Source organism: Tsukamurella paurometabola, assembly GCF_900631615.1.
Lineage (GTDB): Bacteria > Actinomycetota > Actinomycetes > Mycobacteriales > Mycobacteriaceae > Tsukamurella > Tsukamurella paurometabola_A.
In genome coordinates, this window is sequence record NZ_LR131273.1 from 1,205,641 (window position 1) to 1,232,095 (window position 26,455).

General features: G+C 72.2%; 17 protein-coding genes. 1 reads left to right on the top strand and 16 read right to left on the bottom strand.

What is annotated here, in order from left to right; all coding sequences use genetic code 11:
* Positions 1-54: 54 nt before the first annotated feature.
* Entirely contained in the window at positions 55-1,239 is a 1,185-nt protein-coding gene (locus ELY19_RS06140; RefSeq protein WP_126195423.1) for a TetR/AcrR family transcriptional regulator, read from the top strand.
* A gap of 96 nt (positions 1,240-1,335) precedes the next feature.
* Here ELY19_RS06140 and ELY19_RS06145 read toward each other — a convergent pair whose 3' ends face one another.
* The 16 genes from ELY19_RS06145 to ELY19_RS06220 all read right to left on the bottom strand — a co-directional run bounded on the left by ELY19_RS06145 (position 1,336) and on the right by ELY19_RS06220 (position 26,405).
* The gene (locus ELY19_RS06145; protein WP_126195424.1) at positions 1,336-1,992 is read right to left on the bottom strand and encodes a nitroreductase family protein; all 657 of its coding nucleotides are present in this window, start codon (positions 1,990-1,992) and stop codon (positions 1,336-1,338) included.
* A 22-nt stretch (positions 1,993-2,014) separates the two neighbouring features.
* Complete coding sequence (locus ELY19_RS06150; RefSeq protein ID WP_126195425.1) at positions 2,015-2,656, bottom strand: hypothetical protein; 642 nt, start codon at positions 2,654-2,656, stop codon at positions 2,015-2,017.
* Positions 2,656-4,746, bottom strand: a complete 2,091-nt coding sequence (locus ELY19_RS23975; RefSeq protein ID WP_126195426.1) for a serine/threonine-protein kinase — start codon at positions 4,744-4,746, stop codon at positions 2,656-2,658. The genes ELY19_RS06150 and ELY19_RS23975 overlap by 1 nt, the downstream gene beginning before the upstream one ends.
* 66 nt (positions 4,747-4,812) lie before the next feature.
* Positions 4,813-7,047: a type VII secretion protein EccE gene (gene eccE, locus ELY19_RS06160; protein WP_126195427.1), complete on the bottom strand. Its 2,235-nt coding sequence runs from the start codon at positions 7,045-7,047 to the stop codon at positions 4,813-4,815.
* Entirely contained in the window at positions 7,044-8,468 is a 1,425-nt protein-coding gene (gene mycP, locus ELY19_RS06165; RefSeq protein WP_227966613.1) for a type VII secretion-associated serine protease mycosin, read from the bottom strand. The genes eccE and mycP overlap by 4 nt, the downstream gene beginning before the upstream one ends.
* Before the next feature lie 14 nt (positions 8,469-8,482).
* A complete protein-coding gene (eccD, locus tag ELY19_RS06170; protein WP_126195428.1) occupies positions 8,483-10,051 on the bottom strand; it encodes a type VII secretion integral membrane protein EccD in 1,569 nt (522 codons plus the stop codon).
* A 6-nt stretch (positions 10,052-10,057) separates the two neighbouring features.
* Positions 10,058-11,776: a MinD/ParA family ATP-binding protein gene (locus tag ELY19_RS06175; RefSeq protein WP_126195429.1), complete on the bottom strand. Its 1,719-nt coding sequence runs from the start codon at positions 11,774-11,776 to the stop codon at positions 10,058-10,060.
* 105 nt (positions 11,777-11,881) lie between these two features.
* Entirely contained in the window at positions 11,882-12,751 is an 870-nt protein-coding gene (locus ELY19_RS06180; RefSeq protein WP_126195430.1) for an ESX secretion-associated protein EspG, read from the bottom strand.
* Between the two features lie 65 nt (positions 12,752-12,816).
* The gene (locus tag ELY19_RS06185) at positions 12,817-13,122 is read right to left on the bottom strand and encodes a hypothetical protein (RefSeq protein WP_126195431.1); all 306 of its coding nucleotides are present in this window, start codon (positions 13,120-13,122) and stop codon (positions 12,817-12,819) included.
* Between the two features lie 29 nt (positions 13,123-13,151).
* Complete coding sequence (locus ELY19_RS06190) at positions 13,152-13,457, bottom strand: hypothetical protein (protein ID WP_126195432.1); 306 nt, start codon at positions 13,455-13,457, stop codon at positions 13,152-13,154.
* A 50-nt stretch (positions 13,458-13,507) separates the two neighbouring features.
* Entirely contained in the window at positions 13,508-14,884 is a 1,377-nt protein-coding gene (locus ELY19_RS06195; RefSeq protein WP_126195433.1) for a PPE family protein, read from the bottom strand.
* 12 nt (positions 14,885-14,896) lie between these two features.
* Entirely contained in the window at positions 14,897-15,184 is a 288-nt protein-coding gene (locus ELY19_RS06200; protein ID WP_126195434.1) for a PE domain-containing protein, read from the bottom strand.
* An 83-nt stretch (positions 15,185-15,267) separates the two neighbouring features.
* Complete coding sequence (gene eccCa / locus ELY19_RS06205; protein WP_164711530.1) at positions 15,268-19,488, bottom strand: type VII secretion protein EccCa; 4,221 nt, start codon at positions 19,486-19,488, stop codon at positions 15,268-15,270.
* On the bottom strand, positions 19,488-21,086 hold the full coding sequence (gene eccB / locus ELY19_RS06210) for a type VII secretion protein EccB (RefSeq protein WP_126195436.1): 1,599 nt from the start codon (positions 21,084-21,086) through the stop codon (positions 19,488-19,490). The genes eccCa and eccB overlap by 1 nt, the downstream gene beginning before the upstream one ends.
* Positions 21,079-23,013, bottom strand: a complete 1,935-nt coding sequence (locus ELY19_RS06215; RefSeq protein WP_126195437.1) for an AAA family ATPase — start codon at positions 23,011-23,013, stop codon at positions 21,079-21,081. The genes eccB and ELY19_RS06215 overlap by 8 nt, the downstream gene beginning before the upstream one ends.
* On the bottom strand, positions 23,010-26,405 hold the full coding sequence (locus ELY19_RS06220; RefSeq protein ID WP_126195438.1) for a hypothetical protein: 3,396 nt from the start codon (positions 26,403-26,405) through the stop codon (positions 23,010-23,012). Before ELY19_RS06220 ends, ELY19_RS06215 begins: the two co-directional genes overlap by 4 nt.
* Between the last annotated feature and the right edge of the window lie 50 nt (positions 26,406-26,455).

Sequence of the window (26,455 nt, forward strand, 5' to 3'; positions counted from 1 at the left end):
CGCCAGGTAAATCCTGGTTCCAAACGCCCACGATGGGCTATTGTGACGTTAATCATGGCATCCGCACCACGCACCGCGGGCACTCGCCTGCGTCCCGCCGAGCGGCGTCGACAACTGGTCGACGTCGCCACCGAGCTGTTCCTCGACCAGGGCTACGGCAAGGTGTCCGTCGCCGATATTGCCCGCGCCGCCGGGATCAGCGGCCCCAGCGTCTACCGGCACTTCCCGGACAAGGAGGCCATCCTCGCCGCGGCCATGCGCTCCGCGGTCGATGAGATGGCCGAGACCACCGCGCGCGTGCTCGCCCGCCCCGGCGCCACCTTCGACGACCTCTCCTCCGCCGTCTTCGCCATGGCCGTCTCGCGGCCCGGCCCACTGGCCCTGTGGCGGTGGAACCGGCGGCACCTCACGGCCGAGCAGGCGCGGGAGATGATCGCCGCCAGCGAGGGCGTGCTCGGTTCCTGGACCGAGGTGCTCCGCCGCGACCACCCCGAACTCACCGACGACGACGCCCGCGTCCTCACCTGGGCCGTGCTGGCCGTGGGCGGCTCCGTGCCGCCCAGCCGCGGCCGCATCGGCATCCGCCGCTACCGCGCCGACCTCGAGGTGATCGCGCAGCGGGTGCTGCGCGCGGCGCCGTCGACCGCGCCGGAGCTGCCCGCGCCCCCGCCCCGTCGCGCGCCGGTCGTGCGCAGCGACGAGATCCTCGACGCCGCCTCGGAGCTGTTCTTCTCGCGCGGCTACAGCACGGTGAGCATGGACGACATCGGTGCGGCCGTGGGGATCTCGGGCCCCAGTGTGTACGGGCACTTCCCGTCGAAGGGGTCCATCCTGGTGGGCATCGTCGCCCGGGCGCGCGCCGCACTCGAGATCGGCGTCGTGGGTGCCGCCGGGGCGTCCGGCGGCGACCCGCTGGCCGAGCTGCGCGCGCTCGTCCGGTCCTATGCGGCGAACCTGGTCTCGTCGACGGATCTCGCCGTGGCGTTCACCGTCGGCCGCGAGGTGGTCATCGAGTCCGGCGGCGAGGCGCTGCTCGCCGCGCAGAAGGCCTACGTGGCGCGCTGGGTCGCCCTGCTCGCCGACGGTTCCGACGGTGCCGTCGACCCCGCCGGGGCCCGCATCGCCGTCGGCGCCGCGATGACCATCGCCAACGACTTCGCCCGCACCCGCCGCCTCCGCGGCCGCCCGCGCTTCCACGACGAGCTCGTGCACCTCGTCGACGCCGCCCTCGGCCTCTGACCTCGCGATCGTCGGTGCGTGTCGGCGACGACACGCCGATGACCGCCCGCAGGATTGCACCAGAGGTCCCGACGGTGGCCGCGGCGGACCGTCGGGCTACCAGCGGTTGACGTGCAGGACCGTCTCCAGCGGCGCGCGCTTGGCGGGCTTGAAATCGGTGCCCTTGGTGTACGCGACCGGCAGCAGCACGCCCTGCCGGACGGTGGCGGGGATGCCGAGCGCCTCGGCGACCTCCCGCTCGTACTCGAGGTGGAGCGTGGTCCAGGCGGATCCGAGGCCACGCTCGCGCAGCGCCAGCGCCAGGCTCCACGCCGCGGGCAGGAGCGACCCCCAGAGCCCGGCCTGGTTGCCCTCCGGCAGCTCGCCGCCGGGCACGTGGATGGCGCCGATGACCAGTGCCGGAACCTGCTCCATCACCTCGGCGAGGTAGGTCGCGCTGGAGGCCACCTTCTCCGCCGTCTCGGGGTCCTTCGGCGGCTTCGCGGCCCGCGCCGCGGCGCCCGCCTCGGCGTAGGCGAAGTAGGACTTCCGGTAGTACTCGGCCACGATCCGCTTCGGCTCGGGGTCGGTGAGCACGATCCAGTGCCACCCCTGCGCGTTGCTGCCCGACGGTGCCTGCAGCGCCACCTCGAGCGCCTCGGTGATGACCTCGAGCGGGACGGGCTTGTCGAGGTCGAGGCGCTTGCGCACCGACCGGGTGGAGGTCAGTACCTCGTCGGCGGACAGGTCCAGGTGCGGGAAGTCGGATGCCATGCCTCGACCCTAGCGAGCCGCGCTACCGGGCGCGGGCCGAGCCGCTCCCCCGCTTGGCGCGGTCGAGCGTGGCGAGCGACTTCTTCGCCGCGGCCAGTTCCGCCTGCAGCGCCGCGACACGATCGGCGGCGGCGTCGCGGGCGGCGGACAGCACGTCGTCGACCGCGGCGAGCGCCTCCTTGTCGCCGAGCCCGGCGAGGGCCTTGTGCACGGCGGGCAGGGGGATCTCCTGGGCGCCGGAGGGCTTCTGCGCGTTCCGCGTGACCTTGAGCGTGGCCGCGTTGTCGGCGCCCACGTACACGGTGATCGCGACCGAACGGGCGGACCGGCCCGAGGCCTTCGTGCCCGTCGTGGCCGGAGCCTTCGCGGCCGGCGACTTCGCCGGGGAGGCCTTCGCAGCGGCCTGCTGCTTCGCGGCCCGTTTCACCGGCTTCGGCTGCTTGGTGGCGCGCAGTTCCCGTGCGTCGTAGGGCAACTGGTCGTCGACGCCCGTCGGCTTGACGGTGACCACCGCACCGTCGACGTCGACCACGCGGGCGGAGGCACCGGCGTCGAGCCCGAGGCTCGGCACGCCCTCGATGAGGTAGACCAGCGGCTTCCTCCCCTCCGCCAGGGCCGCCGCGTAGCGCTCGAGATCGTCGGCGGTCAGGGTCTGCTCGGCCATCACTTGATTCCCTTCACGAGTGCGGGGACCACCGACTGCTCGATCGTGTCGATCGCCAGCGGACCTCCGTACAGGAGCGCGTCCACGCCGTTCGTCTTGTCCACGATGATGATCGGTACACCGTAGGTCAGCGACGACGGGACCCCGTCGAAGCCGCCGTTGCCGCCCGCGGGATCCGTGCGCGCCACGACCGTCCGGTCCACGGAGCTCGAGTTCACCGCCTTGTACAGATCGTTCGAGGACAGGGGCAGCCAGGACCCGGTCCCGTCGACGGGGGTCTGGGTGGCGAAACCGATCTGCCCCAGCAGCTGCAGCGCGTTCGCGGTACCACCGGCGAGCTTCGTCGCCTTACCGTCGTAATGCACGATGTCGACCTTCTTGCCCGCGAACTCCGGGTGCGCCGAGCGCAGCGCGGTGATGCGGCCCTCGTAGGTCTTCTTCACGGCCTCGGCGCGGTCCTTCGCGCCGAGGGCGGCCGCGATGAACGCGAGCTGCTGCTGCCAGGTCCACCCGGCCCGGCCCTCGTCGGGGACCGCGATCGCGCGGCCACCCGCGAGCGACTTGAGGTCCTTGACCTTGTCGGCGGCGTCCGGATCGGTGTCCAGGATCAGGTCCGGGCCGGCCTTCTCGATCACCGACTTGTCCGGGTTGGTGGAGGTGCCGGCGGTCGGCACGGACGACAGCGCGGGAACCCACGACGGCAGTTCCGATTTCGGGCCGTTCGCCCCGGCGACGACCTCGAAGCCGAGGGCGGCGACGAGCTCGGCGTCGCCCGCGCCGAGCGCGACGATCCGCTGCGGCCGGTCGGTGAGCTCGGTGGAGCCGTTCACATCCGTCACGGTGCGGGCCGTCCACGCGTCGAGGGCCGGGCGGCCGTCGTCGCCTCCCCCGCCCCGGAGGATCACGACGGCGAGCACCACGGCCAGGATCACGACGAGCGCCGCGGCGCCACCGATCAGCAGCTTCGTGCGGTTCTTCGGCGTCGTTCCCGCACCACCGTGCACGGGCATCGACGGCGAGCTCGGCCCCATCGGGCCTCCCGGTGTCGCCGGGCCACCGGGGCCGCGCGGTCCGGTGGGACCGACCGGGCCGAGCAGCCCCGTCGGGGCACCGGGCGGCAGGCCGTGCGCGCCGGGTGCGGGCGACGGAGGGCCGGGCTGGTTGAATCCGGTCGCGAGGGCCGGATTCGACGGTGTTCCCTGCCAGTTGACGCCCTGCGGCGCCGTGGGCGGCGCGATCCCGGCAGCGCCCGACATGCGGCGCGCGGCGGCGGCCAGGGCGTCGGCGAACTCGCCGGCGGTGCCGAACCGGTCCGCGGGGTTCTTCGCCATGGCGCGGCCGAGCACGTGGTCGATCTCCGGCGACAGGTCGGGACGCTTGAGCCGCACGCTGGGCGGGTTCTGGCTGATGTGCGCCAGCATGAGCTGGCCCGAGATGGTGGTGGTGAAGGGCGGTGCGCCGGTGAGCAGGACGACGGTGGCGCAGGCGAGCGAGTAGACGTCGGCGCGGTGGTCCACGGCGTGGCCGAGGAGCGCCTCGGGAGCGGTGTACGCCAGCGTGCCGACGACGGTGCCGGCCTGGGTGTTCTGCCCGACCTCGGTCTGGGCGGCACCGATGCCGAAGTCGGCGAGCTTGACCTGCTCGCCGCGGCGGCCGCGGTCGACGAGGAAGTTGGCGGGTTTGACGTCCCGGTGCAGGATGCCGTGCTGGTGCGCGTAATCGAGGGCGTCGGCGACCTGCTCGACCACGGAGACGGTCCGGTCCAGGCTGAAGGGGCCCTCCCGCTGCACCGTGGACGCGAGGTTGCCGCCCTCCACGAGCTCCATCGCGATCCACAGGTGCCCGTCGGACTCGCCGCGGTCGTAGACGTCCACGATGTGCGGGTGCTTGAGCCCGGCGATCAGGTCGGCCTCGCGGTCGAAGCGGGCACGCACCGACGGGTCGGCCGACAGCTGGGTCTGCAACACCTTGAGCGCGACGGACCGCGGCAGCGTGCGGTGCCGGACGCGGTACACCGTGCCCATGCCTCCGGTACCGAGGACCGACTCGATCACGTACCCCGCGATCGATTCACCGGGTTCCGACGCCACGAACACACCTCCGCTCCTGCACGTGTACAGCGGTAAGAATCTACCGCGATGCAGGTTGCCCGCCGCTTAACGTGAGATTGGCGGCTCGTCGGAGGGCGGGCGCTCGCCCGTCTTGCCCCAGCGGGGCGCGGTCGGCGGCTGCAGGGGACGGCGCCGCGGGCCGCGCTCGTCCTGGCCCGCGGTGGGCCGCACCCACCGGTCCCCGACCTGCTTGCGCTGGGCGCCGCTGCCCCGCTCGTAGGGCGGCGGCGGCAGCGGCCGCACCGGGCGGGGCGGGCGCTGCGGCGGCGCGGCCGGGGGCACCACCGGGTACTGCGGCGCCGCCGGGTGCTGCGGCGCGGAAGGCTGCGCAGCTGGGGGCTGCGCCCCGGGCGGCTGCGGCGCGGGCCCGGACGGAGCCGCGGCGGGCGCGCCGGGGGCCTGGGCCGCGGGTGCGGTCGGGTACGGCGCGGGGGCCTGCGGGGCGCCCGGTTGCGCGTGCCGGCCACCCGGCGGAACGGGGACCTGCGGAGCGGCCGCGGGCCCGGCGACGGGCGACGGCGCGACGGCGGGCCGCGGCGCGGTGGATCCCGGGGCGAGCCGCGGCGGCGCGGGCACCTGGCGAGGCTGGCGGTGCACGGGCTGCGGGCCCGTGGCGGCGATCGGCTGCGCCTGCGCATCGCAGTACCGCAGTTCCTCGTCGGTCGGGTTGAGGACCACGTCGAACGGGGCGCGGCGGCCGATGCGCACGCGCACGGCCGACGGCGCGACCTGCTCGACCACCAGATCCGCATTCGCCCGCTGCGGAGCGCTGCCCGGCGCCCGCAGGGTGAGCATGGTCCGCTCGGGCACCGCGTCGGCCGGCGCACCGTCGAAGACGGTGATGTCGGCCGGGCGGCCACCGGGCCCCTCGGCGATCCGGAAACGCGCCGGGTCGGCCAGGGTCGCGGCCAGGGTGGCCCACTGCGCCGGACGGTCGGTGTGCACCGCGACGGACGCACCCGCGCCGACGGAGCGCAGCAGCACCAGTTGCAGCGGGATCAGCTCGGTCGCGAACTCGACGATCAGCGTCTCGGGGACGGGCGAGCCGTCGAACAGGGGCAGCGCGACGGCATCGGGTCCGGACACGCCCCAGACCGGCCCCGCGGGACCGACGGGGATCTCGACCGCACCGAGGTCGTCCAGCGGGGTGGACGGCAGGTCCACGACGCTGGACCCGCCGCCCGGCAGTGTGGCCCGGGCGAGCTCCAGCTGGCGGCCCGGCATCGGGACGAGCGCATCGTCGAGGTTGTCGACGATCGGCACCGCGGTGTCGTAGCGGACCAGTCCGCTGATCTCCACGGGCGCCTGGGCGTGGGCCTTGCGCATGCGCAGCACCACGGAGGTGCTGTCGCTGTCGAGGCCCCACCACCGGTCGAGCTTCTCCGTGGAGGTGCGCACCGGATCGACGAGGTAGGTGGTGGCGAACTCGGCACCGTGCTCGATGTTCTGCCAGTTCTCCGTGCCGCCCAGCGGATCCGCGCCGAACGTGAGGCGGGAGTCGAGCAGCGCGAGCTCCTGGGCCGGGAGCACCCGGGCCCGGATCAGGCGCTCCTGCAGCCGCTGTTCGAGCCGACGGGTCGCGGCCATGAGGGCCTTGGGGCCCGCCGTGCGCGACGGTCCGCGGCGGACGATGCCCTCGAGGTTGCGGCGGGTGTTGACGCGCAGGATCAGCCAGGTGGACCGCTCGGCCATCGCGGCGTAGAAGCGGACCCCCTGCGAGTACGAGGCGCGGTAGGCCGGCCCGGGCGGCACCCGCCGTCCGGCGGAGGCCACGTCGATGTCCACGTCCAACCCGTACTGCGTCATCATCGTCGCGAGCAGGTCCAGCGGTACTGTCTCCGCGGCGAACGCACGGCCCTCACGCAGGCGGGTCTCGGCGGGATCGGCGGTGAGCTCGATCGCCGAGACCAGCTCGAAGCCGTCGCCCTGCCGCACGCCGACACCGTCGACGTCGATGACGCCGCCGGGGATGCCCCCGGCCGCGCGGCGCCGCCGGCGCAGGAACCGGGCCCGAGCACCGAGCTTCTCGCTGAGCACCGTGCCGTGCACGGAGACGAAGGCGACCAGAGCGCCCGCCACGACGAGCGCGATGACCGCCCACAGCGGCCAGCGGCCACCGGCCACGGCGACCAGGCTCGCCGACAGCACCGCCCAGACCAGTGCGCGGCGCAACGAGATCCGGATGCCGACCGGCCGGCGCAGCCGCGCGACGTCGGGGTGCGTGGGGACGTCGGCGGTCGCCGCGGCACCCGCCGGTGGGCCCGTCAGGGTCTCGGTCATCGTGTCCTCCCCTTCCGCCCGGGCCGCGTCAACGCGACCGCGCCGGCGATCACCACGAGCGCCACGGCACCGGCGCCCGCCACGATCGCGGCGGTCCGCCGCGGCCGGGTGTCGGGCTCGGGGGGCGGCGGCGGCACCAGGAGCTCGTCGACCGACTGCGGGTCGATGTCCGCGTCGATGTCGGGGACCTTCGCCGTCAGGGCCGCCACCGGATCGATGAGGCCACGGCCCACCTTGTTGTCCGTGCCGCGGCCGGGCGCGTGCGCCGTGGCCACGAGCCGCGCGGCCGCCTGCGTGGCCGACAGCTGCGGGTACCGCGATCGCACCAGGGCCGCCGCGCCCGCGGCGTAGGCCGCTGCGAACTCGGGACCGGCGAAGGGCACGAGGTTCCGCTCGACGGGGGCGCCGTTGACCACGCCGTCGCCGCCCCGGGAGCTCAGGGAGACGATGCCCGCGCCGGGCGCGGAGACGTCGAGCCAGGGGCCGTTGAGCGATCCGGGCAGGGGCGTGCCCTCCGCGGTGGTGGCACCCACCGAGAGCACCTGCGCGTCGAACCAGTTCGGGGTGGCGACGGTGGTCACCTGCCGCCAGCCGCGCGGATCGTCGGGCCGACCGGGGTCCGGGTCCGGGTTCGCCTTGCAGTCGTTCGCGCCGACGGTGCCGCCCTGCCGGTCGGTCGCGCCCGCGCCGACCACGACCAGTGCGTCCTTGGCGCGCAACGCGTACGCCACGGCGCCGCCGATCTCGCGCTGGCGGAACTGATTGTCGGCGGCCATGCACACCGGCTCGGGCACGACGATCACCTTGGCGCCGCGGTTGGCGGCGCGCACGACGGCGCGGGCGATGCTGCGGGCGTTCACCGCGGCGCGGCCGAGGTTGGGGTCCGCATCGTCCGCGGGGCTGTTCTGCAGGGAGAACCCCGCGGAGTCCACGCGGATCGAGATGATGCGCGCGTCCGGGGCGACTCCCACGAAGCCGTCACCGGCTGCGGGCTGCGCGCCCACGATGCCCGCGACCAACGTGCCGGTGGAGTCGCAGTCCACGAGCCCGCGGTCGCCGGCCACCATGTTGTCGCCCGCACCGTCGAGGCCCCGCAGGCGCGCCTGGGGACGCACTCCCGTGCTCAGGACCGCAACGGTGACCCCGGCGCCGGTGGAGAACTTGTGCGCCTCCTCGATCCGGAGGGTGTTCGCCGGAGCGGGGGCCGCCGCGAGGTTCGAGTTCGGCAACACACCGGGCTCGACGCAGCGCGGATTGTTGTTGCGCAACGGGCGCTCCGGGCCGTCGGTGTCCGGCGGCGCACCGCCGATGTCGGCGACGGGCGGCACCACGGCGCCGGAGACGGCGGGGGCCCAGGTGCCCGCCACGACGACGGTGACGGCAGCGGCGGCGACCGCGGCCGCCCTCGGGATACGGAGCACGGACCCCAGCCCCTCTACTTCAGGAACGACAGGTCGAGTTCGCGCATCGCGGCGAACAGGCGGGTGCACCAGAGCGCGAGCATGACGACCGCGAAGATCGCCAGCTTCTCGCCGGCCTCGATGCGGCCCAGCAGCCGCGCCGAGAGCGGGCGCCCGTGGCCGCCGCGGTCGGTGGAGACGCGGTCCGCGAGCAGCAGGCCGCCCGCGCCGAAGCTCGCGAGCACGGCGGCGCTGAGCACGATCACGATGAGGCGGCCCAGATCCGAGTCGAGTGCGCCCACGAGGACGACCGCCAGGCCCGCCGCGATCACGAAGCCCGCCACGAAGAAGACGGTGGCGTGCACCCGATCGTCGAGCGTGCGGCCGCGCAGCACACAGATCACCGAGGTCAGGGCGGCGATCGCCACCTCGCCCCAGAAGTAGTGGCTGTGCGGCACGATCACGGTCAGTGCGGAGACCACGAGGATCCCGGCGATCGCGACGTAGAAACCGGTGAGCAGCTTGGCCGCGGTGCGGGCCTTGCGCTCGAGGCCGGTGTTCTCCTGCGCGCGGGCCAGCTCCGTGGTGCTCTCGTCGTCGAAGGTGTCCACGTGGTACGCCGCGTCGAGTTCGCTGCGGTCGATGTCCTCGCCGGGCGGCGGGAGCGGATCCGGCCGGACACCGGCGAGCATCAGCGCCCAGCCCTGCGCCCAGTTCGCCAGCAGCAGGCCACCGATCACGCCGAGGGCGGGGATCGCCGGCCGGCCGAGCGGGGTGTACGCGAACAGCGCGCTCGCGACCACCGCGGCCGCGGCGCCGAGCCCGAGGGCCGCGAGCACCGCGGCGCCCAGGCGGCTCGCGCGGCCCAGCACGACGATGCCGATGAGCGCGAAGGTCGAGCCGGTGAGAACGTTCGCGGCGGTGAAGGCACCGTCGACCCCGCCGTCCGGGGGGATGAGCACGAACCCGGCGGAGAACAGCACCGGGACCGCGGCCAGTTGCAGCGCGTACGCCACCTGCGGGGCGCGGTACTGCCGATCCGCGGACAGGGCGGCGAGCACCACGGCGATCGAGGCGAGGGCCGCCACCGGGAACCACCACAGCACGCTCGAATGCGCGAACCACGCGATGAGCACGAGCGCCGCGAAGACGGTCGCGCCGAGCACCAGCGCGAGCAGTCCCAGTGCGCGGGCCGTGGCCGATTCGAACCGGCGGAAGCGCTGCCGGCAGAACTCCTGGATCGCGTCGGCGGTGCTCTCGATGAGCGGCCGGAACGTCTGCGCGGAGAAGGTCTCCGACAGGATCAGCCGATCCCCGTCGAGCACGCCCGCATCGGCCAGGGACTTGTCGCGGGCCAGCTGGGTGCCGCCCTCCCGCGCGAAGGTCCAGGCGCCGGTCGTCGAGAAGTCGTGATCCGGGAAGATCTGCTCGAGCCCGGGGATCACCGAGTCCATCACGACGGACAGCCGCCGGCGGGCCAACAGGCTCCGCTCGACGGAGTTCTCACCGACTTCGACCAGGACGCGGACCTGCTCGGGGACGGCGGATCGCCCGGGGCCCGCGTTCTCGGTTCCGGCGGGCTCCGGGGTGATCGGGAAGACCATCTGCCGTCAGCGTCCCTCTGTCGTGCGCACCTGCTGCAACTCGGCGAGCTTCTGGGCGGCCGGCGGCTCGTAGCCGGAGTTGAAGCCGTCCGCCAGGTCCGCGGCGAGTTCCTCGAAGGCGCGCACCGTGCGCTTGCGGAGCAGAGTGATGTCGATCGGCTGGTCCGAATCGAGGTGCGGGTCGTACGGGATCTCGTGGACGCGCAGCTTCTGCCCCGCGCGGAAGAGCTCGTCGAACTGTTCGACCGAGACGCTGCCGCGGCGCTTGGTGTGGTTGATGACCACGATGGTGTTCGCGAGCAGGCCGTGCCAGCCGTGGTGCCGGAGCCAGTCGATCGTCGCGGCCACCTTGCGCACGCCACGGGTGGTGGCCGACGCGGGCAGGATCAGCGCCGAGGAGATCTCGAGCACGCCGGTGCCGGTCTGGGTCTGAAGGCCGCGGCCGGCGTCGACCAGCGCGAGGCTGTAGTGCGGGCGGAAGATCGAGTACAGGTCGAGCACGTCGTCGTAGTCGGTCACGTCGCGGCCGTTGAAGCGCCACGGTGTGGGCAGCACGTGCAGGTTGGTCGAGGTCACCGCGAGGTGCTTGTCCACCTGGTTGCGGTCCGAGAGGTCGCTCTGCTGGATCAGCGTGCGGGCCGTCGAACCGCCCTGGTGCCACGCCGTCACCTGGTCGAGGTCGCCGCCGTCGGGGTCGAGGTCGAGTGCGACCACGTTGTCGGCGCGGGTCTGCTCGAGGATCTGGCCGAGCACACCCACGAGCAGCGTGCCCCCGGCGTTGTCGGCGAAGACGCTGGTCACGTGGAACTTGTTCTTCGGAACGCGGATGCGGTGCACGAGCTCGGCGTGCTCCTGATCGTTGGCGCTCGGCCCCACGTCGAGGCCCATCTTGCGCAGCCAGGCGCGCCAGCCGGAGACGCGGACCGCCGCGTCCGAGAACCGGATCTGCTGATTGAAGGACGACGAGGCGGTCGACATCGGGGCCGAGAGCGACTCGCCCATCGGGCGCATCGGGGCCTGCTGGTGCTGCGGGACCATCGGCGCGCCCTGCACCGGGCCGGGCGCCTGGCCGAACGGCTGCGGCGCGGCCGGGCGATGGATCTGGCCCGACGCGGTCGGGAACTGCCCGGTCTGCGGGGCGCCCTGGAACGGGGCGTGCACCTGCCCGTTCTGCACCTGGGCGTGCTGCGCCGCGGCGGGCACGAAGCCGTTCTGGCCGCCCTGCCACTGCTGCTGCACCTGCTGCGGCTGCGGCACGGGGGCGGGTGCGGGCTTGGTCGCCTGCGGGGCCGACGGTGCCGCGGGCGCCTCGGCCTTGGGGGTCGCGGCGGGAGCTTCCGGCGTGGCCGAGTCGTCCTTCGCAGCATCGGTCTTCGCAGCATCGGCCTTCGCGGCATCGGTCGCGCCGGACGGTGCGGCACCGGACGAGCCGGAGGCGGCCGTATCGGTGTCGTCGTCGACGACGGCCGGCTGCTCCGCAGTGGGCCGCTCGTCCGCGGCGATCACCACCGGCGCGGGGGCGGGGGCGGTGGGCACGGCCGCGGATCCGTCGGCCTCGTCGACCTCGGGCAGCTCCGGCTCCTCCCACTCGCCGCTCGCGGGCTCGGACAGCGGACCACCCGCGGGGGCGGTCGGCCGCACGACCGGGACGGCGGCATCGGTCGAGGGCAGGATCGCCGCCGCGGAGTCACTCTCGTCGTGACTGGTTTGCGGTACGAAAGGCACCCGAACGTTAGTGGCTGCGTCGCTCATGGACTGCACCTCTCTTGCTGGAAGAATCTTTTGCAGACTAATACATACCCAGGTCAGACGACCAGTGGGGGCGCGCTTTCAGTTTGTTGTATCGAACCACCCGCGGCATCCACCCCGCTCGACGAGCGCGGCGATGCCCTCGGAGAATCGCCGACGGGTTCCCGGGCTGAGGGTGACGTCGAGGACACCGTGCGAACCGCGTTCAGTGGTCGACAGGACGCGGCCGGCGACCGTGTCCATCACGCCGACCGCCCACCCGGCCTGCGTCCGGACTCCGCTGGGATCCGTACGGTGATAGACGATCTCGGCCCGGCGTCCGGTGTATCGCGCTGCGTCGAGAAGGATGTCGACGGTCTGCTGCGACAGATCGTGCTCGCGCAGCCGGCTGCGGATCGCGCGCTCACCGCGGGGGCCCGCGACCTGCGGGTCGAACGCGGCGACGACCTCCGCCAACTCACCGGCCTCGAGGGTCAGCGATTCGAAGTCGGCGGGATCGCTCGCCCCGAGCACCCGCCACAGAGGTTCGACCACGGTCGATTCGAAATCCTCGCGGTCGGTCCGGAAGCCCTGCACGGTGCACTGATCGTCGTTGCGGAGGGCCACGACCACCAGCTCGTCGCGGCGCACGACCGCGCCGCGGAGCACGGCGTCACCGTCGAAGACGCGGATCGCGATTTCGGCGGCCGGTGCCTGAAGCGCGCGCAGCCACTGCTTGACCTGGGGATCGACGGACCCGTTCGCATCGACCAGCCCGGCGTCGACGAGGCCGGGCAGGACGGCGAGGTCCACCACCAGCTGATCGTCGGGCCGGTACACGTTCGGATGCACCGCCAGCACCACGGGCGCCAGTTCGCTGACGTCCGCGAGCCGCATCAGCAGGAGCAGCTCATCGATGTCGGCGGCGAAGGCGGACAGCTTCGCCGCCGGTTCCTCACGCAGCAGGGCCATTCGCCTCTCCTGTTCCGACGCGGCCCGGCCTCCGCACGCGGTGGCCGGGCCTCGTCACCGTCGTACTAGACCCCGTAGAGACCCGCGGCCTGCACCTGGCCGGCCTGGTGGATGGTCGCGGCGGTCTGGATGTTGATGCCGGTCTTCCGGATCGCCATGGCCAGGTTCTCGTTGGCCTTCAGGCAGATCTCGTGGACGTGCTGGTAGCTCTCCTGGTCGACGCCCACCCAGTTGCCCGCGTTCAGGTTGGCGGTGTTGTTGGCGGTCAGCTCGGCGATGTTCGCGTCCGCGATGGCGGACGCCTTGGCGAGCCCGGCCGACGTGGCGTCGTAGCTGGCGTACGTGACTGTGATGCGCTCGGCGGAAGTCATGTGCTGTTACCCCTTCGTGAGATCGGCGGCTAGACGACGTAGCCGGTGAACAGGCCGCCGGCGTCGCCGTCGGTGCTGGTGATGAGGCCACCGTTGCGGCCGAGCGCCTCGGCGACCGCCTCGAGCTTCTGCTGCTCGGCGTTGCACACGGCGATGAGCTCCTCCATGTGGGCGGTGGCCTTGTTCGCCGTGTCGCCGTTGTTCGCGGCGCGGTACGCCTCGGCGGTGGTGCGGACGAACTTGATGTTGGCGAGGGTGGTCGCGGCCACGTCGTGGGTCTTCGCGGTACCCGCGGCGTGCGCGACGGTGTTCAGGTCGTAGATCTGCGGGGGCATGGTTCCTCCAGTTCAGGGATGGTCGTGGTGGGCCGAGTACGTGGTGCGGATCAGCGTCCCTCCCCACTCGACGGGACGTCGACGGGAACGGACTCGTACTCGGGCGCCGAGTCCTGGTAGATGGGCATGGCCGCGGTGTCGGGAACGACGATGCGCTCACGCTGCTTGCCCTTCGACCGCGTGACGGGCGCACTGGTGCTGGTCGGCAGGATCGGGCGCAGCGGCTCGGCCGGCACGCGGGGCACGGGTGGGGGCGGCGGAGCGACGGTGAGGCCGCCGGTCTCCCAGTTCGCCGGCGCGGCCACCTGCGGCAGCGCGGCGCTGCTGGACTCGGCGCGGAGTGCGGATGCGGAGCGGTGGGCCTGCTCGCCGCGCGACATCCGCTCCAGCGTGGGCGAGCCGGGGCGCGCACCGAAGTATCCGACGCTGCCGGTCCGGTTCTCGGGGTTCACGTTGGCGAGCAGGGCGCTCATCGGCTGGTAGACCACGCCGCCGCCGGTGGCGGTGCCCACGCCGGCTCCGGTCTGCAGCGCCTGCCCCCCACCGGAGAACGCGATGCCGACCGCGGCGCCGCCGGCACCCGCCGCCACGCCGCCGCCGACTCCGCCGAGCTGCTGCACGAGGCTGTGTCCGAGCTGTTGGCCCGTGGTGGGGCGCGCCGCCTGATTCTCGCGCGACTGGGACGCGGCGGTCGCCGCGTTCGAGGCCGCCTGCTCCAGCCGCTGCGCCTGCGCGGCCACCGTCTGGCCGAGCTTGGTGCCGACGAGCGCTCCGCCGGCGATGCGCATCTCGAGCATGCTCGCGACGGCCTGCGCCCCCTGGGCGGCGAGGGTCATCTTGGTGACCACCGCATCGCCCACCGAGGCCGCGCCCGCGGCCGCCGCGGGGACCGGCACACCGATCGACGTGGCGAGGGGCTTCGGCGGGAGGAAGGGCTCGAAGGTCATGTTCGCGGTCGAGTTCGCGAGGTAGGTCGTCATCATCCCGGCGTTCTGCGCCCACATCGCCGCGTACTGGGCCTCGTTGGCGGCGATCGCCGCGGTGTTCACGCCCAGGAAGTTGGTGGCCTGGAGCACCGCGTGGGTCACGTGGTTCGCCACGATCTCGGGGATCTGGGCCATACCGGCCAGCGCGGCCGAGTAGTCGGCCGCCTGTTTCGTGTGTCGAGTGGAGGCGAGCAGCGCCTGCGTGCGCAGCGCCTCGTTGTGCGCGAGGTAGATCGCGACGTTGCGCGTCATCAGCGCGGTCTCCGGCGCCTGCCAGGACGCGGCGAGGCGCGGCAGCAGCGATTGGAGGAACGCCGACCGCGCACTGACCGACGCCGCCACCGAGGCCCACGCCGCCGCCGCGGCGGTGGCCGGCGCCGGCCCGGCCCCCGACATGAGCAGACCCACGTTGATCTCGGGGGCCAGAGCGACGAAGTACATGGTTCCGCCCCGTCAGAACTGCACGGCGTTATCGGCCATGATGTACGTCGAGGCGACGGCCGAGAGGCTCACGGCGTACTGCGCGACCTCGGCGTGATCGATGATCGAGGTCGCCAGGAAGTTGGCCGCGTGCGCGGCCGAACTCGCCGAGACCAGCAGCGACACGGCATCGGCACCCGCGGGCACGACAGCCCCGAGAGCGCCGGCGGCACCACCGATCGAACCCGCGGTGGTGGCGACGTTCGCCATCACTTCGTTGGTTCCCGCCAACAGTTGAATAGGCGCCACGTTCAGGCCCACCTGATCTTCCCTCCGCCTAGATTTTCAAGTTGCAACTAAAACAGAATTGTCAAATTTCGTCAATCCCTGGTTGTCCGAAATTGTCATCCCCAAACCTCGTCGTCGGACTCCGCTTCGTCCCTGCGCACGCCGTTCCAGGCCACCTGGACGACGTCCGACGGCGCGCCCCGTCCCGGATGGAACCGGCCCCGGCCGGGAACACCGAACCGTTGCCCGCGTTCACCTGCGATGTTCACGTTGAACTTGTCCGCGGAGAGGGCCAGCGCCATCGAGCTGTGGGTGTCGAGGAACTGGATCAACGGGTCCGAGCTCGCCTTGTACAGGTATTCGGAGTCGTTGAGCACCACGATCACGTGGAAGCCCCGGATCACGCCGTCATTCATCAGCTTGACGGTCTGCGTGAGCGGGTTCGTGCGGTCGCCGCGCGCGACGACGGCGTCGTAGTCGTCGATGATGAGGAAGATCTCGGGGCCGGTCCACCAGTCGCGGCGCGCGAGCGCGGCACTGTCGGCGGAGTCCGGCACCCTGCGGTAGGTCACCCGCTCGGGATCCGTCTCCCCATCGCCCATCCACTCCACGAGCTTGTCCTGCCAACGCCGCAGGAAGTCGTAGAGATCGGAGCCGTGCAGCCCGAGGTTCTTCGGGTTCGGCGCGAACGCGCCGCGGTGCACGCGCTTGGGATCGAGGAGCGCGATGGCACCGTCGTCGATCGTCGGGTACCGGCGGCTGATCGCCTCGATGAGGGTGTGCACGAAGGCGGACCGGCCGGAACCGCTCTCGCCGACGACGTACATGTGCGCCTCGCGACCGAAGTCCGCGACGGCGGGGCCGGCGTCGGTCTCCCGGACTCCGAAGGGCAGCCGGACACGCTCGCGGTCGCTCGCCTCGGCGGGCAGTACGGAGAACAGGTCGTCCTGCAGGACCGATGCGGGCAGCGCCAGCAGCTTCGGCGCCGCGGCCCCGGAGGTGTTGGCGCGGCGGATCCGCTCCACGACCTCCTCGATGCCGGCACTGAGCGTGTCCGGCGAGGCGTCGCCGTCGGCGCGGGGCAGCGCGACGAGGGCGAGCAGCTCCCGGTCGGTCGTGATCACGTGGCCGGCCCGATCGGGCACCGCCTTGTTCCGCTGCGAGTTCACCACGGACATGTCGTAGCTCGCGGTCGAGACGCGGCCCTCGACGATCGTGTGCATGTGGCTCGCGAGGCCGCGCAGCACGGTGTTGCGGGCCGTGGTGATGACGAAGTGGACGCCGTAGTTCAGCGCGCCCGACGCGAGCGCCTCGAGCACGGCCACCTTGTCCTCGAAGACCCCGCCCTCGGTCACCGCGGCGTCGAAGCCGTCGATCACGATGAAGACGTCGCCGAAGGCGTCCTCGGTGATGACCTCGGCGCCGGGGTCGCTGCGCAGTCGCCGGTACTCCGCCATCGAGTTCACGCGGTACTTGCGGAAGAGCTTGACGCGCTGGTCGATCAGGTCCGCCATCTGCGAGACGATCCGGTTGATCGCGTCCTCCTCGGACCGGGTCGCGATCCGGGAGACGTGCGGGAGGTCCTCGAGCCGCATCCAGCCGCCGCCGGTGTAGTCGACGACGAAGAACTGCACCTGCTCCGGCGAGTGGGTGAGCGCGAGGGAGGTCACCAGCGTCATGGCGGCGGTGGTCTTGCCCTTCTGCGGCGCACCGTAGATGAGCACGTTGCCCTGGCCGCCCGACAGATCCAGCTCCCACACGGGCTGCTGGTGCTTGGCCGGGTCGTCGAAGACACCGAACGGCGTCTTCAGCGTGGCGGGCGTGGTCACCGCGGGCGCGACCCACTCGTCGGCGGCGAGCGACGGTGCCAGGATGTCCAGCGTCGTCGAGGTGAGCTCCGGGAGCCACGGCTTGTACGCCGGTCGGGCCGGCGCCTTGGTGAGCAGTTCCTTGACCACCGTGAAGACGGTGGGCGCGGCGAGCAGTTCCTCCTCGGTGCGCACGATCTCGTCGTCCTCGACGATCTCCGCCTCGAGGTCGGGGATGTCGATCCGGCGCGCGGTGAAACCGCGGGAGGAGAGGTCGTCCGCGGTGGGCTGCACGATCTCCCGCACGACGGGTTCCGGCGCCGCCTCGGGCGGGAAGTAGGGCTTGCCGGTGAAACCGGCGTAGAACCGGATCAGCTCGTCCTCGTGGAGCGTCTTGATGAGGCCGTTGCCGGGCTTGCCGGGCAGGTTCTTCGCGTCCGGCACACCGATCACCGCGCGCGAGTCTCCGGCGGTGCCGGTGCGAAGGGCGATGTGGTAGTGGATGTTCGACTCGAGTCCGCGGGAGCGGGCCATCTCGGCGTTCTGCGAGGCGAGCAACAGGTGCACGCCGACCGAGCGTCCCACGCGGCCGATCTGGCTGAAGATGTTCACGAACTCCGGTTTGGCCTCCAGGAGCTCGGTGTACTCGTCGATCAGCACCAGCAGGGCGGGCATGGGCTCGAGGTCCGGGCAGTGGCCCGACTCCCGGGCCTTCTCGTACTCGGTGAGGCCGATGATGTTGGACGACGGGTAGCGCGCCGCGGCGCTGTCGAACAGCTGCTGGCGGCGCTTGAGCTCGCCGGTGATGACCTCCATCATGCGGTCGACCATGCTCTCGGACTTCTCGAGGTTGGTGACCACCGCGGCGACGTGCGGGATGTCCTCCATGCCCTGGTACGTGGCACCGCCCTTGAAGTCGACGAGGAGGAGGTTGAGCATCGACGGCGAATGGAAGAGGCAGGCGTCGAGGACCAGGCAGCGCAGGAACTCCGACTTGCCGGAGCCCGAGGTGCCGATCATCTCGCCGTGCGGGCCGGTGCCGCCCTGGCTGGCCTCGCGCATGTTCAGGAAGATCCGCGTGCCATCGGGCCCGAAGCCGATCGGGAAGTTGAGCCGGCGCGGGTCGTCGAACCGCTTGATGCGCTGCCAGAAGTCGACCACGTCGATCGCGCCGGGATCGTCGACCTGGACCAGGTTGGCCCAATCCCGCCCGGTGTCCTGACGCTCCTTCGACAGCAGCGACGCCGTGGTCTCGAGTTCCCACCGGGCGAGCTTGCGCGCGTTGGTGTGTGCGTCGATGAGGTCGAGGTGGTCGGCCCGGGCGATCTCCTTGGGCTCCTCCAGCGGGAGATCCGAGTCCCACCGCGTGACGATGCCCGCCTGGTCCACGTCGAGCAGGACCGCGTGCGGGAAGGAGTCGATCACGCCGTCGGGCGGCGACATCAGGATCCAGGTGACATCGGCCAGCGAGGCGATCGCCTGGTCCGTCATCCGCGCCCGCTCCGCGGATTCGACGATCACCACGGTGTGCCGGGTGCGACCGGACACCTCGGACTCGGTGGTGAACGGCCGGGAGTAGTCGACGATGCGGTCGGCCTCGGCCACCGGTTGCTCGTCGCCGCCCGACAGCTCGTCGAGGAACTCCGTCCAGTTGCCGTAGATCATGCGGCGCGAGCCGAGCGCGTCGATGAGCGACGGGTGCTGCACCTGCGGAAGCCATTTCAGGTACTCCCACCGCCCGCCGTCCGGGGTGTCCGCGACGACGGCGATGCGCAGCCGGTCCGGGCCGTGGGTGATCGCGAGGTGGTTCAGCATGGCGCGCACCATTCCCGCCGATCGCTCGGGATCGCCGCCCACGCCCAGGACGGGCACCGTGCGCAGCGTGAACGCCAGGGGCATGTCCGCGATGGTCGAGTGGGTGTGCAGGAACTTGACGGTCTCGGTCCACTGCACCGGGTCGAGGAACTCGCCGTCGGGCGCCTCCGGCGTGAGCAGCTTGGCCTTCGGCACGATCCGGCCGCGACCGTACCGTGCGGCGGTGAAGCGCGCCTTGCGCTCGGCGTCACCGCCGTTGACCTCCCACATCCGCTCCGTGCCGATGAGCGAGCCGGCGACGGCCGGATCGGGGTAGGCGTGAGCGAGTGCGTCGAAGTAGTTGCGGCCGCGGGAGAGCGCCTTCTCCCGTGAGGCCCCGATCGAGCGGCTCGCCTGCTTGCGGTCGTGCAGCAGCTGCGCCTTCGACTTGCTGCCGCTGCCGCCCGGGCCGCCGCCCATGTACGCGAACATGCCGAACAGCAGCATCATCGGCATGAGCAGCATCACCGGGTTGAAGCCGCGGTTGAGGCGGATCATCATGAACAGCATGCCGAGCACGGCGACCACCATGATGACGGGCATCATCACGGTGCGCCACTTGCCGGGTGGGTCGACCTCGTCGATGGTGTCCGGCGTGCGGACCTCCACCTCCTTCTTGATGACCCGGGGCTCCTTCTTCGGGTGGAGCGGGGGCTCGAAGACCTGCCTACTCACTACTTCCCCTTCGGGTCGAACTTCGCGACGACCGGGTCGTCCGCGCCACCGTCGTGCTTGATGGAAGCGCTGGCCTTGGACAGGGTCGGGCCCTGCGCGAAAAGGCTGATGATCGTCCACGGCGCGGGCACCGGGTTGCTCAGGCCGAGGGCCTTCGCGGACGAGCCCGGTTCGGTGGAGCCCTGGTCGTCGATCCCGTACCGGATGCCCGTGTCCGCGATCCAGAACTCACCGCTGTGCTCGCGCGAGTCCTTCGCGGAGCCGGTCGCGTAGACGTACCGCCCACTGTTCGCGGGCAGGTAGACGTCGTCGGCGATGGTGCCCGCGGAGCCCGGGGCTCCGATCAGGGAGATCCGGGCGGCGTTCTGCTCCCCGGTGAGGGGCAGTGTGCCCGCGACGACCACCCGCTGATCGGCCGTCGGCGCGTCACCGTCGTGCGACCAGGTCATGCAGGTCACGGGGTCGCTCGTGGCGTCCTCGACCCGGACCTTCCCGGTCGGGAAGTGGTCGACGGCGATCCGCCCGCCCACCTTGGGCCACTGGTTCGCTTTCGACGCCTCCGTCTCGACGACGCCGCTCTTGACGGGCGAGACGGTCTGCAGGATCGCCGCGGCGGTCTGGCTGACCTGCTGGATGCCGTCGGCCGCCACCACGTAGTAGGTCCACCCGCCGTCGACCGTGGCGACGCGGAGTGTGGTTCCCACGAGCAGCTTCTCGGTGTTCGGGAAGCGCACGGGCTTACCGAGATCCGTGATCTGCGGTACGTCGATCGGCTCGCGCGCGGCGAGCGCGTTGAACAGGCCCGACGACATCGGGATGACCCGCTGGTCGATGCCGATGCCCAGGGCCTCGCGGATCGCCGAGTTGCCCAGGTCCAGCCGGGCGCGGGCGACCACCCCGTCGTCGGAGTACACGAGCCACGTCTGGTTGTCGAAGGCCACGACCCGGGCGCGGTCGCCCATCAGCTCGTCGGTGCCGTCGGCGGGAGTCAGCGGCCCGCCGATGACGGTGACCTTCACGGCCGAGGTGGCGGTGGTCGGCAGCCCGGTCGAGGGGTCGAGCGGTACGGCCGATCCGGTGGCGGTGGTGTCGCACACCGCCCATTGCGAGAGCCGGCTGGACGAGTTCCGGATCACCGTGGGGGCGTACGGGATACCCACCATCGGACCGCGCGGGAGTTTCTCGATCTCGCCCGACTTCGCCAGCACCGGCCTCGCGGGGGAACCGATGATGAGCTGGCCGGAGACCACGTTGGGGATCGGGCTCAGCGCGTCGCCCACCTTGACGTACAGGGCGCCGGTCTGGCTGTCCTGGATGATGTCCCCGTCGCCGACCTTGCCGGCGGGGAAGATCACGGCGGCGATCACACAGCCGAGCGCCACGACGAGTCCCACGGCGATCGCCATGTACAGCGGCGATCCCTGGAACTTCTTGACGTCGTCGATCCACCGCGTGTCGCGGCGCACGAGGGCTTCCTCGTTGCGCCGCTGCAGGTAGGCCTCGCCCGACTTCTGGTACTTGGAGGTGAGGCGGAAGCCGCGGACCCGTTCCTGCAGGCCCGACGCCGGATTCGACGGTTCCGGGGTGGTCTCAGCCATTCGACTCCTCCTCCCAACTCACCTCGAGGAGGTGCCACTGCGACCACGGGAAGTTCGGTGACACGCGCAGCGTCTCCTCGTAGGCCAGGCGCACGTCCTCGAGTTCGAGCGTCCGCAGCAGCGTGCGCTTCTCCTCGGACGAGAGGGCCGACCGGTCGGTGGCACTGACCCGGAAGTCCCGGAACCCGCGGGCCGACGAGATCACGGTGCGCATGAAGCGGGCGTTCGACATCAGGTCGATGCCCGAGCACAGTCGGCCCTTGAGGTCGAGCGCACTGACCTCGGCGAGCCGCTTGTTGTGCTCCTCCAGGTAGCCGCGCACGCCGACCCCGAGCTGCTCGCGGCTCTTCGCGGCGACGGATTCGGCGATCTCCACCAGTTCCTCGGCGGTGAAGGAGCTGAACGAGATGCGCGTCGGGAATCGTAGCGGGAGACCGGGGTTCACCTGCAGCAGCCGATTCATGTCGTCGTCGTAGCCCGCGAGCACCACGACCACCTTGTCGCGCAGGGGCTTGTCCCCCTCGTTCTCGATCCGGGCGAGCAGCGCCTCGAGCGCCTCGCGGCCGAACCGGGAGGCCTGGTCCTCGCCGTCCCCGGCGACGAGGCCGTACGCCTCGTCGAGGAAGAACAGGCCGCCCCGGGACTCGTCGACGAGCTTGTTGGTGCGGATGCCCGCCTGCCCCACGTACCCCGTCATCATGTCGCTCGGCTGGTGTTCGTAGACCTCGGGTTTGGCGATCACGCCGAGGCCGTAGTACAGCTTCGCGAGGATCCGCACGCCCGTCGTCTTGCCCGTACCGGGCGGCCCGGTGATGATCGCGGAGAGGCGCATCTCCTCCTCGCTGTACTCCTCGCCGAGTTCCTCGCTGAGCAGCTTGCGTTCCCGGTCCATCTCGACCTTGGAGGCGAGGCGGCGGATCTGCGACTTCACGTCCGGGCTGCCCACCAGGGCGTCCAACTCGCGCCACGCGTCGGCGAGGACGGCGTCGCGCTGCCGGTCGAGGCTCGCCTGCTCGATCTCCTGGGCCGTGGTTCCCGACGCGGGATCCCAGGGATCCGTGCGGGTGTTCATGGACTGCGCCGTGACCACCTCGAGGGCGCCGCCCGCGGCGGCGTGATCGAGGTCGGGGCGCGACGAGATCCAGGCGCGGGCGTCGCGGATCAGCTTCGCCGCCCCGTCCTCGTCGCCGGTGGCCCGCAGCGCGTAGGCCTGGGTGACCAGGAGACTGGCCTGCACCAGTTTGAAGTCCTCGGAGGCGAGCGCCGTTCTGGTCGCCGAGAGCGCCTGGTGGGCGTCTCCGGTCCCGACGAGGGCGCGCGCGGTCAGCGCGGTGACGCCGAGCTGCCAGAACCTGACGGCACCGTCGGACTCCGCGGAGACCCAGAGGGGCTCGCGGCCGTCGGCCACCGTCGAGAGCACCTCGGGCCACCGGTGCGCCATCCCGAGCAGGCAGATCCACAGGTATCGGAGGTAGTTGCGCTGGGCCGGCGAGTCGGCGCTCACCTCGCGCTGGAGCCGGGTCAGTTCCGCGGCCGCCTCGGCGAGGTGCCCGGACTGCGCGAGGATGACCGCGGCGCCGGCGCGCGCGTAGATCACGTCGGTGACGGGCATGCCGAGTTCGACGACGCCCATGTGGACGGGGATCTTCAACCCGAGCGCGCCCTCGGCGGGGTCCACGACCATGCCGTTGCGGCGCAGCTCCACACCGAAGTTGCGGGCCGAGGCCAGGAGGCCCCGCGCGGCGGCCGGGTCGCTCAGTTGCGTCCGGTCGACGGCCATCAGGCCGATCCACGCGTCGCACATCGTGGGGTCGGCCTCGACGGCGAGCCGGAACGCCTGCGCCGGTTCACGGGTGTCCGTGCGCGCCGCGAGTGATCGCAGCCCGAGCGAGAAGTACCGCTGGGCAGTGGGATTCGAGTTCGTCATCGTGCTTGCTTGGGATCCTGATCCTGGCTCGAGAGGAACCGCGCGTACGTCCAGGCGTACACGGCCGACTCGATGTCGTGGTACGCCGCCGCGAGCGTGGCGACGAGGATCGCCCGTTCGAGCATCCGGTCGCGCAGTCGCGCCGCCTCCGGCGCCGCGCTCCCGAGATCGGCCGCCGAGGCCGGCACCCGGTCGAGGCTGAGGGCGTCGCCGAGCGCACGCTCGTCGGTGTGCAGCTGATCGAGCACCGCCGGCGGTACCTCGTCGCGCTCGTCGAGGAAGCACCGGGCGTCGATACGCGCGGCCTCGATGCCGATGGCGTGTTCGGGCGCGATGGGCTGGGTCTCCAGGTCGCGGATCAGCGCTCGCGCCTGCCGCTCGGCCTGTTCGCGATCGAGGGATCGGATGTGCTGCAGCCGAGCGGGCGACACCGTGACCTCGAACCGGCTGCGCCCGCCGGGGAGCACCGCCCCCGGGCGGGTGACGCGGACGAGGCTGGACTCGCCCACGACGGGGGCGTAGGCGCGGCTCGGGTGCGTCGTCGCGATCGCAGTGAGCGTGTAGCCGTCCTGCCGGGCGTATTCGATGAGCTGCCGCGCCGGGTCGTCGATCGACGCCCACCGGTATCCGGTGGGCGTGTTCCACAGCACCCGCGCACCGGCCGGGATCAGCACGCCGGGGGGCAGCCAGCCCGCGTCCGACGTGGTCACGGCCATGATCGTCTCGCTCCCCCGGACCAGCAGGCCCGCGGCCCAGTGCAGCCCCGTCTCGGGGCCGTGCGGCCCACCCCGGAGCGAGCCGAGGATCGACGCGACCGTGTCGTGCACCTGCTGCACCGCCGGCGACACCCGCCGGCCCAGCACCAGGGGCTCGGTCCGGCCGAGGATCACCGGTCCGGTGGCGAGCACGGGCGCCGGTTTGACCGGGGCCTCGTCCGCGGGCGCCTCGGCACCGGCGTCGGGCGTGGACGCGGCCGGTGCGGTCCCGGTATCAGCGGATTCCGCGGCCTCGATACCGGCGACGGGGTCCGTGCCGGCGACGGCGGGGTCCGTGGCCGCGGGAGCGGCGGCGTCCGGAGCCTCGGTGTCGGCGGGGAGCGTGCCCGACGCGACGAGCGCGGCGGGCGCGACGTGCGCGGGGTCGACCTTGTTCGCATTCGCGGCCTTGAGCAGGTCCGAGAACTTCACCGGGCCGGACTTGCGCACCGGCCTCTGCTCCGCGAACGAGGTTCTCGCCTTCGGCGCGGGAACCGCGGGGGCGTCGGTGCGTTCCGGTGCCTCCACCGGAGCCTCCGCCCGCGCCTCCTCCGCCGCGGGCCCGGCGACGACTTCGGCGGTCGTCTCGTCGATCGCAGGGGCCGCCGGCGCGTCGTCGTCCTCGTGCCCGGCCTCCGGCTCGGTCTCGTGTGCGGGCTCGGCGGCCTCCGCAGGCTCATCCGCGACGACCTCGACGTCCCCCGCGTCGTCCGCGGGCTCATCCGCGACGTCCTCGACGTCCCCCGCGTCGTCCGCGGGCTCATCCGCGACGTCCTGGACGTCCTGGATGTCCTCGACGGCCTCCGCGTCGTTCGCGGGCGCGGACTCGTCGGCCACCGGCTCGTCCGCGTCGTCGTCGAATTCGTCCTCCGCATCGAGCGCGACGACCTCGTCGGCGTCGAGTTCGTCGGCGAAGTCGACCTCCGCATCCGCGGGCTCGTCATCGACGGGCTGCTCGTCCGTCACGTCGTCGAGCACGAGCTCGTCGGCCGCGTCGTCGGCCCCGTCGACCGGTTCGTCGTCGGCCTCGACCGACTCCTCGGCATCGTCGCGGGACTGCTCGTGCGCCGCCGCATCCTGGACCTCTCCGATGGCACCGGTGGTCTCCTCCGCCGCTTCGGCGGCTTCGTCGTCGGACTCGTCCTCGTTGCTCTCGTCAGCCCGCGCGACGGATTCGTCGGCCGCGCCGTCCGGGCCCTCGAACGCGTCGTCACCGTCCTCGGGCGGGGCCGAGCCGGGGGTGACGGGCACCGTCGGGAGGACCCCCGAGCCGCCGGGGGCACCGGCGGTGGGGACGCGACCGAAGGAGAGGAAGCCCTCGTCCATCGTGTCCGCTGCGGTGTCGTCGCCCGCGCGCGAGGGGCCGTCCTCCGGACGGGACAGCGTCAGCGGAGTTCCGAGCTCGACGCCGGCGGACTCGTCCGTCTCGCCCGCGACGATCTGCGCGGGTGTCACGGGGATGGGCAGGAACTGGGTCGGGGCGGCGACGGGGATCGGGCCGCTGCTGGGGCCCTGCTGCACGGCCGCTCCGTCGGTACCCGGCGTGCGGCCGAAGGCCATGAACCCGTTGACCATCGGTTGGGGCACCACCGGCACCCCGGCATCATCCGCGGCGGTCACCGCCGGTGCGTCGCCCAGGCCGAGGAATCCGTTCGACACGACGGGCGCGGCAGCCTCCGACTCCTCCGCGTCCGCGTCGTCGGTGTTCTCCGTCGCGCGTTCCGCGCCGGCGGTCGCGTCCCCAGCCGCGGGAACCACGGTCGACGGGGTGCGACCGAAGCCCATGAATCCGAGATCCATGGTGGTCTCGTCCCCCGAGTTCGCGAACGCGTCCTGCGCTGCGGCCGCCGCGTTCTGCTGCGCGGCGTCGGCATGCTCAGCGACGGCGGCGTCATGGGGGTCATGCCCGTTCATCGCGTCGTGCCCGGTGACGACGTCGTTGCCGTTCGGCCGCGAGTACCCGTTGGCAACCCCGTGACCGTTCGGCGCGCCGTGGCCGTTCTGCTCCGTTCGCGTGGTGCGGATCGCGTAGCCGTTGCGCGCGTGCCCGTTCCGTGCCACCCGCCCGTTCCGCTCGGCGGCCTCGGCGCTGGCGCCCGGGACCCTCCCGAACGCCATGAACCCGCTGACCAGGCCGGCCGCGGGCTTCTTCGCGGAACTCGCGGTCTCGGGAGTGACCATCTTCTCCGCGACCTCCGCGGCGCGTGCCCGCGCGGCGGCGATGAGTTCCGCGATCTGTTCCGCCGGGTCGACGCCCGCCTGCGCGGACTGCCGCTGGGCGGCCTCGATCTCGGCCTCGACCTGGTAGACGATCTCGGACTGCTCGAGGTTCACCTGCTGCAGGCTGCGCGCCAGTTCGCCGAGCGCGTGCGAGACGTGGACCAGGGACTCGCCCACCCGGACGATGCCGATGAAGCTCTGCGCCCACTTGCCCGTCTCGGTCTCGAGGAACTCGGCAACGTCGACCTCGCCGAGTTGAGCTGTCGCGGTGGTCCCCTCGCTCGCCACGCGGAAGGCGTACGACGAGGCCTGGGCCGCGGACAGGGCGCGCGACGCGAGATCGTCGGGCGTCACCTCGTCCTCCCAGATCCCTTCGAGGAGGACGTCGGCGTGGGGGGTATCAGGGCGATCGATCACTTCGACACCTCACTTCAGGCCGGGCACGGCGCGGGCGCCGCGACGAACGA